The following is an 8,021-nucleotide window of genomic DNA, read 5'->3' on the forward strand; positions in this document are numbered from 1 at the left end:
ATAAAATTTATTATGCAATAAACAATGGGGGGCGTCTTATGAATATTAGAGCGTTAGAATATCTAATAGCTTTTGCACAAGAAGGAAGCTTTACCAAGGCGGCTGTTCGTATGCGCGTCTCTCAGCCTACTCTTTCAACGCAAATTAAAAAACTTGAAGAGACTTTAGACGTAGAACTTATTGAGCGCACTCCCGGGAAACAAATCTTAACTCCTGCTGGGAGGGAAGTGGTTTATTACGCTAAACGTATTCAGGCAGATATGTCACGTATTCGACAAGCTGCAAGACGCTCAGAAGATCCATGGTCATCTACAGTAGTTTTGGGTGTGTTCCCAACGTTAGGACCATACTTACTTCCAAGAATTATGCCTGCACTCAGGCGTTTAAAACCAAAACTTACTATTCGTTTTATAGAAGAAAAATCAGCGAAACTTATTGATTTGCTAGATAGTGGTCAAGTCGACGCAGTTATATTAAGCGAAAGTTTGAATGCGCCTTCAATAAAAGTGTGTCATGTTTTTGACGAAGATTTTCTTCTTGCGACTTCTACAAATTCTTTGCTAGGACACGAGAGTAAACCAATTGAACTTTCAGATTTGTCTACTCAGAAAGTGCTTTTACTAGAAGATGGGCATTGTATGCGTAGAAGCATGCTCGATGTATGCCAAAAAGTGGGGGCGAAACAATCAGAATTTAGGGCAACGTCGTTAGAAACTTTGCGATATATGGTTGTAGGTAGCAAAGATGTGACATTATTGCCGCGTCTTGCAACTGTACCTCCAATTGTGCAACCAGTTGGTTTGATGTTGCGTGAGTTTAAGAATCCTAAACCTTATCGATCGTTATATTTGAATTGGCGCGCAGCTTCTCCAGTAGACAAAATTATGGAAGGATTGTGCACAATAATTAGTTCAGCATGCTCTGATTTGCATAAAAAATAAGTGGGATATTCTGCTTAAAAATAAAAATAGGCACTTCTGTATGCTATGTTAGCTACAGAAGTGCCATGTTCTTCTTCTCTTACTTTTTATTCTCACTTTATTTTGAGAATTATCTGCCTCGTTTTATTTGCTGTGTTTTATTTGTTGCTAAATTAATGATTTATAATTCAATTCCAAGATAGCGTGCTACTTGATTCACATCCTTATCTCCACGGCCGGAAACTGTTACTAAAACAATGTCATCCTTACTCATCTTTGGAACCATCTTCATAGCTTGTGCTATTGCATGTGAGCTTTCCAAAGCTGGGATGATTCCTTCAACTCTAGAAAGTGCGCGAAAAGCTTGAACTGCTTCATCATCAGTGATTGCGTAGTATTCTGCGCGACCAGAATCCTTTAAATATGAGTGTTCTGGGCCGACTCCAGGGTAATCCAATCCCGCAGAAATAGAGTAGGCTGGAAGCTCGTTACCGTCATCATCCATAAGAACATAAGTTTTCATGCCATCCGTAATGCCAACTTTTCCATTCGTCATAGTAGCAGCATTTTGAGGAGTATCAGCGCCTTTACCTGCGCCTTCAGCACCAATCAATCGTACAGACAGATCATCAATATATGCTGCAAAAGAACCAATTGCATTAGAACCGCCACCAATGCAAGCAATTACAGCATTCGGCAATCTGCCTTCCTTTTCTAGGATTTGCCTTCTCGACTCTTTGCTAATAACGCTTTGAAAATCGCGAACCATTTGTGGATAAGGGTAAGGTCCCACTGCGGAACCAACGATGTAGAAGGTATCATCCAAGTGCTGTGCATAATCCATAAATGCTGCAGTTACAGCATCTTTTAAAGTTTTTGTGCCTTCTTGAACAGCATGAACTTTTGCACCGAGCAAAGTCATTCTAAAAACGTTAAGTTTTTGGCGTTCGCAATCAAGTGCGCCCATAAAAATTTCGCATTCCATGCCGAATCGTGCTGCTGCAGCAGCAGTGGCAACGCCATGCTGACCGGCTCCGGTTTCAGCGATAATGCGCTTTTTACCCATGCGCTGAGCGAGTAAAATTTGTCCGAGAACATTATTCATTTTGTGAGCGCCGAGATGGTTTAAATCTTCGCGCTTTAAATATACTTTTGCGCCGCCTAAATATTTTGTGAAAGATTCAGCATAGTATAAAGGTGTTTCGCGACCGTCGTAATCTTTTAATAATCCAGCTAATTCATTGCGGAACTCTGAATCGTCTTTGTATTGTAAGTAAGCTGCTGCTACTGCGTCGAGTGCTGGACGAATCATATCTGGTACGTACTGTCCGCCAAATTCACCGTAATACATATTTTGTTCAACTGCGTTTACCATAATTTTGCCCTTCTTGTGCGTGCCGAGGAAATCGGCATTAAGTTTGTTCTTTATTATTTTTATGTCGATTATTTTGTAAATTTGAAGGGCGTGTGCTCAGATAACAAAAAAGCTGGATGGCAGCTTATATGCCATTCAGCTCAAATAATGTTGATGATGAATCCGGCATAGCCCCGTTGATTGTTTAAAATCAGCAAGCCCACACCGATATGTGAACTCGCTTTTAACTACGCCAGCTGCGCCAGAAACGAGTATTCATGTTCATCAACCTCCAATCTTGTTGCACAAGTTTAGCCTTAGCTGTGACAATGTCAACCTTTTAGTGTTAATTCGGCGTTTCGTGCAGAAAAAATTTAACCCCGGCGTCTATGCGCCGGGGAAATAAAGGAGAGAAGAAAAGAATAAGTTTTAGGTGCTCTGCACCTGTCTWKWTGTSKAYAAKAKNAYANTAATCACACTATTCTGAGCAGAACAGTAACGCTAACTGATAATTACCTGAGAATTATCTACTTTTCTTCTAAATCTTGCTATTTTAGGAATTACTTTTCTAAAAACGGAATCATTTTTCTAAAAATATTATTCGCTTAAATCAGCGCGATAGAAATGCTCATACGAACGTGACGGAGTTGGACCGCGCTGACCTTGATAGTGCGATCCGTTAACGGCTGAACCGTATGGGTTTTCACATGGTGAGCTTAACTGGAAGAAACACATTTGACCAATCTTCATGCCAGGCCAAAGTTTAACTGGCAAAGTGCTAACGTTTGAAAGCTCCAAAGTAATATGACCTTCAAAACCTGGATCAATGAAGCCAGCTGTGGAATGTGTCAAAATACCAAGACGACCAAGCGAGCTTTTGCCTTCCAAACGTGCAGCAATAGTAGCGTCAAGTTTTACATACTCCCACGTAGCGCCGAGTGCGAACTCTCCAGGATGAAGAATCCATGGCTCGTCAGGAGCTACCTCGAACTGTTCTGTAAGTTCACCCTGATTTTCTGCAGGATCAACATACGTGTAAGCATGGTTGTTAAATAAGCGGAAAAAACGGTCGAGGCGCACGTCAATCGACGCAGGCTGTACCATTTCCGGGGTCCATGGGGTCAAATCAATATGACCCTCATCATGAGCTTTGAGAATGTCGTGATCAGACAACAGCATGACGTCAAATCTCCTTGCAATAAAGCTTATACATCAGTAACTTCATTGTTCGCACGAAATATTTATTGCTATTTTGCGCGAAAAATACAATACGCACAATTGTAGCGCGTGCCGCGGTCTGTGAGTATTCTGCAAGCTATTTCCTGAAAACAAATAAATATTCATGAGCAATCAGCAAAAAATTTTATAGAAAATAAAAACACAAAACGCGGCACAGAAACGTAGGTTATGTAAGAAAACTACGTACTGTACCGCGTATTTGTAAAACAGCTTAATAATGTATTTTATTAAGCGGCAATAGTTAAGGCGTTTGCTGCTTTACGTTTTGCAATGAAACGAAGCACGCATTTACGCAATTCGGAAGCAATTAACACGACCATTGAAAGACCGAGGCACTCGAACCATTCCGTTACGCTCAAAGGAACAGTGCCAAATGGCTCATTCAAGAACGGTATGTAAATTACAGCCAACTGGAGCACAACAGAAACTGCTATAGCACCCCAAAGCCAACGATTTGCAAATAAGCCTACAAATACGCTTTGTGAGTCTGAACGAGATGCTAACGCATTCAGCATTTGCGCAAACACAAGAATTGTAAAGCCCATTGTGCGAGCGTGAGTAAGCTGAGCAGCGTGATCCATAATTCCAACAGAACGGTCTGTAAAGAATCCGCCTGCCAAATGCATATCCATACCGATTAACGTAATAGCAGCCATGATTATGCCGATAAATACAATATCTCCCCACATTCGTCGGTCAATAACGCTATCGGTAAGCTTTCGGGGCTTTCGATCCATTACGTCGTCAGTTTGCGGATCAACGCCCATCGCGAGTGCAGGAGCTGCATCCGTAAGCAAGTTAATCCACAAAAGCTGAGTTGCAAGCAAAGGCAAAGTTACACCAACAGAGTTTGGCTGTGTAATTCCCAGTGCGCCAGCGAAAACAACGCCGCCGAAAACAGTACAAACTTCGCCAACGTTAGAACTGAGCAAGTATCGCAAGAATTTACGAATATTGTCGAAAATTCCGCGACCTTCGCGCACTGCTGCAACAATTGTAGAGAAGTTATCGTCAGCCAAAATCATCTTGGCAGACTCTTTAGTTACTTCTGTACCAGTAATGCCCATAGCAACGCCAATATCGGCAGACTTTACGGCTGGAGCATCGTTTACGCCGTCACCAGTCATAGCAACAATGTTTCCTTGACGTTGAAGCGAAGAAACGATAGCTAACTTGTGCTCAGGGGCTACTCGCGCGTACACGCTAGTTTTACTGATAGCTTCATCAAAAGCAATATTATCGTCGTTGCGTGAAAGCAATTCGTCAAGTTCGTCGCCTGTAAGTGCATGCTCATCTTTTCCAATAATTCCAAGATCTCGAGCAATACGCGTAGCCGTAAGAGGATGGTCGCCTGTAATCATAACAGTACGGATTCCAGCGCGATGAGCTTGAGCTACACTATCTCGAACTTCAATTCGCGGAGGATCAATAATTCCAACCATACCATTCCAAATCAAATCAGATTCTAGTACGTCACTTTGTTCCGCAACGTCCGCGATTTGACCTGCAGCGTTAGAAACCATGCCATCAACTTTTGAAAGACTATCGACTCCAAGCGGCCTATAAGCCATTCCAAGCGTGCGGTAGGCTTCTCCAGAAAGACGTTCAACAGTTGCTAAAATATCTTCGCGATCGCCGTCAGTAAGCGGACGCACGGCACCAGCTACTGCAATACGCGTGCAATAAGAAAGCAACACGTCCGGAGCGCCCTTAGCGCAAACAATCAGATTTCCAGAATCCGAACCATCTTTAACAACAACAGACATACGTTTGCGTTCAGAAGTAAAAGGTACTTCCGCAACTCGAGTCAAATGAGCGTAACGTTTGTCCGCTTTTGTTTTACGAGCTGCTACTACTAGCGAAACTTCTGTAGGGTCTCCAACTGGCTGCCAACTTTTAGTAGTTTCGTCATAATGTAAATCGCCGTCGTTAGCCAAACATCCGGAGCCTAACGCGCCTAATACTTCTGTAGCAAGATTTTGCGGTACTGCTAAATCTGCGTCCGCAGAACCAATTAATATCATGCGTCCTTCAGGCTTGTAGCCGCTTCCTGTAAGCTGAACTTCGCCGCTAGGTGTTACTACGCGTTCAACAGTCATCTCGTTTCGAGTTAAGGTGCCTGTTTTATCGGAGCAAATAACAGAAGCAGAACCAAGTGTTTCCACGGATGAAAGCTTTTTTACAACAGCATGATGCTTCACCATTCGTTGCACGCCAAGCGCAAGAACTACTGTCAAAATCGCAGCTAAACCTTCTGGAACAGCAGCAACAGCTAGGGAAACAGAAAGCAGCAGAGAATCAATAATATCTTGAATACTGTGGAAGCCTTCAATCAGCCACATGGAAGCAAGAACAACAGCTGCAATAATGCACACCGCAATTCCAAGAACTTTAGAAACGTGTACCATTTCTTTCTCGAGAGGTGTTGCTTCGTCATCTGATTTTGAAAGCATATCCGCGATTTTGCCAACTTGTGTGCGCATACCTGTAGAGGTGACTACAGCGCGACCGGTTCCTTGCGTAACAGCAGTTCCGTTGAAAACCATATTTGTGCGATCGCCTAAAGCTTTTGCAGACGAAAGCGTATTCGGACGTTTGCTTACTGCAACAGATTCGCCTGTAAGACTTGCCTCAGCTACGCGTAATGAAGCCGCTGCTATAAGTCGACCGTCTGCAGACACGGCATCTCCTTCGCCAAGCACTAAGATATCGCCTGGCACAACTTCTGCAGTATTAATGCGCACCACGCTACCATCGCGCAAAACTGAAGTTTGCGGAGCACTCATTCTAGCTAAAGCTTCGACTGCTTCTTCTGCTCGCGACTCTTGAATGTAGCCAAGCACTGCGTTTGCAATCAAAATAATGATAATTACGATTGAATCAAACGGCAGAATCTCTCCACCGCTGTTTCCTTTATGTTGTGCGCGCTCAACAAACCACGCAATTGCAGAAATAATAGTTGCTGCAATAAGCAAGTAAACGAGCGGATCTTTAAATTGATCAAGGAACCGTTTCCATGCTGGAATTTTAGGAGCAGCAGCAAGTGCATTTGGGCCGAATTGATTAAGTCTTTTTGCAGCTTCCTCAGAGCTTAAACCGCATGTAATATCTACGTTAAGTGATTTAGCTACTTGCTGAACATCGCACAATGATGGATCTTTGCTATTAGCTGAAGAGTCAGCTGTTTTATTGGATTGATCAAGAGCGTGATCAACCATATCTTCCCCCTTGGGAGTGCCGCGGAGTAGTCAATAATCGCAATGCTAACGCTATTTTTAGCGCTTCGTATTGTAACTATTGCGCGGTTGTGGAATATTGCAATAGTTTGCAACAATTAAGTACCGTTCTATTATGCCATACAACGCGCCGAGCTTAGAATCAGCAGACTTTGCCAGCTTCAGAAAGCTATTAAACAATGCCTTGGGGGCATGTGAGAATAGGAGTATGACTACGAAAAAAGGGCCGACCAAGGGGTCGGGTGGAAAACATCGCAATGCTTTGCGCGGAAAAGGTCCTACTCCGAAGGCTGAAGATCGCGTGTATCACAAAGCTTATTTTGCTAAGAAAGCTGCTATTAAGCGCACATTTGCAGATCCGCGTTTGGCTGCGCGCCGCAGAGTGGATAAGCTTGGTAGCGATTCAGATGAGTTGGTAATTGGTCGCAATGCTGCTTTAGAGGCGTTAAGAGTTGGAGTTCCAAGCACTCAATTGTATGTGGCTAATCGCATTGAGCATGACGATCGCACGCGCGAAATCGTGAAGTTAGCAGGCATGCAGGGTTTGCGTTTGCTTGAAGCGGATCGCCTTGAAATGGATCGTATTGCGCATAGTACGAATCATCAGGGCATTATTTTGAAAGTTCAGCCTTACCAGTATCACTCTTTGCAAGAATTGGTTGAACGAGCGGAAAAGAAGGCGCGCGCAATGGAAGCTGCTGATTCAGATTCTGCTCGCATTAATGCTCGACCATTGTTTATTGCTTTGGATGGCGTTACGGATCCTCAAAATTTGGGTGCTGTTATTCGTTCTGCAGCAGCTTTCGGTGCTAATGGTGTGATTTTGCCTGAGCGCAGAAGTGCTTCCGTAACTGCTGCTGCTTGGAAGGTTTCTGCTGGTGCTGCAGCTCATTTGCCAGTTGCTAGAGTTGTTAATTTAAATAAGGCAATTCAAGGTTTGCGAGAGCGCGGATGGTATGCAATTGGTCTTGATGGCGGCGGCGATAAGCTTGTTGGAGAAACTGGCTTTGAAACTGATCCGTTAGTTGTTGTGCTCGGCTCTGAAGGTAAGGGCATGAGTCGCCTTACGAGAGAAGCGTGCGATGCTATTGCTGGAATCCCAATTTCTAGCGCGGTTGAATCTCTTAACGCTTCTGTTGCAGCAGGCATCAGTTTGTACGCTGTTGCTAACGCTCGTCGTTTGGCTGCATTGAATCAAAACTGAAATTTTCAAACTTTAAAATCACGCTTGCACTGTATTGTTACGGTGTTAGCTGTCTCTTATACACATCT

At 43.5% G+C, this 8,021-nt stretch carries 5 protein-coding genes; 2 read left to right on the forward strand and 3 right to left on the reverse strand.

Annotated elements, in window-relative coordinates:
- Positions 1-38: 38 nt before the first annotated feature.
- The gene (locus A5295_RS03985) at positions 39-941 is read left to right on the forward strand and encodes a LysR substrate-binding domain-containing protein (protein WP_004109449.1); all 903 of its coding nucleotides are present in this window, start codon (positions 39-41) and stop codon (positions 939-941) included.
- Positions 942-1,101: 160 nt separating this feature from the next.
- Here A5295_RS03985 and trpB read toward each other — a convergent pair whose 3' ends face one another.
- The 3 genes from trpB to A5295_RS04000 form a co-directional block, all read right to left on the reverse strand.
- Entirely contained in the window at positions 1,102-2,295 is a 1,194-nt protein-coding gene (gene trpB, locus A5295_RS03990; RefSeq protein WP_064621760.1) for a tryptophan synthase subunit beta, read from the reverse strand.
- A gap of 576 nt (positions 2,296-2,871) precedes the next feature.
- On the reverse strand, positions 2,872-3,453 hold the full coding sequence (dcd, locus tag A5295_RS03995) for a dCTP deaminase (RefSeq protein WP_004109442.1): 582 nt from the start codon (positions 3,451-3,453) through the stop codon (positions 2,872-2,874).
- A 287-nt stretch (positions 3,454-3,740) separates the two neighbouring features.
- Entirely contained in the window at positions 3,741-6,731 is a 2,991-nt protein-coding gene (locus A5295_RS04000) for a cation-translocating P-type ATPase (RefSeq protein ID WP_064621761.1), read from the reverse strand.
- 226 nt (positions 6,732-6,957) lie between these two features.
- On the opposite strand from A5295_RS04000, the gene rlmB reads away from it, so the two are divergent.
- Positions 6,958-7,953, forward strand: a complete 996-nt coding sequence (gene rlmB / locus A5295_RS04005) for a 23S rRNA (guanosine(2251)-2'-O)-methyltransferase RlmB (protein ID WP_064621762.1) — start codon at positions 6,958-6,960, stop codon at positions 7,951-7,953.
- Positions 7,954-8,021: the final 68 nt, after the last annotated feature.

The organism is Gardnerella sp. 26-12 (assembly GCF_001660745.1).
GTDB classification, from domain to species: Bacteria; Actinomycetota; Actinomycetes; order Actinomycetales; family Bifidobacteriaceae; genus Bifidobacterium; species Bifidobacterium swidsinskii.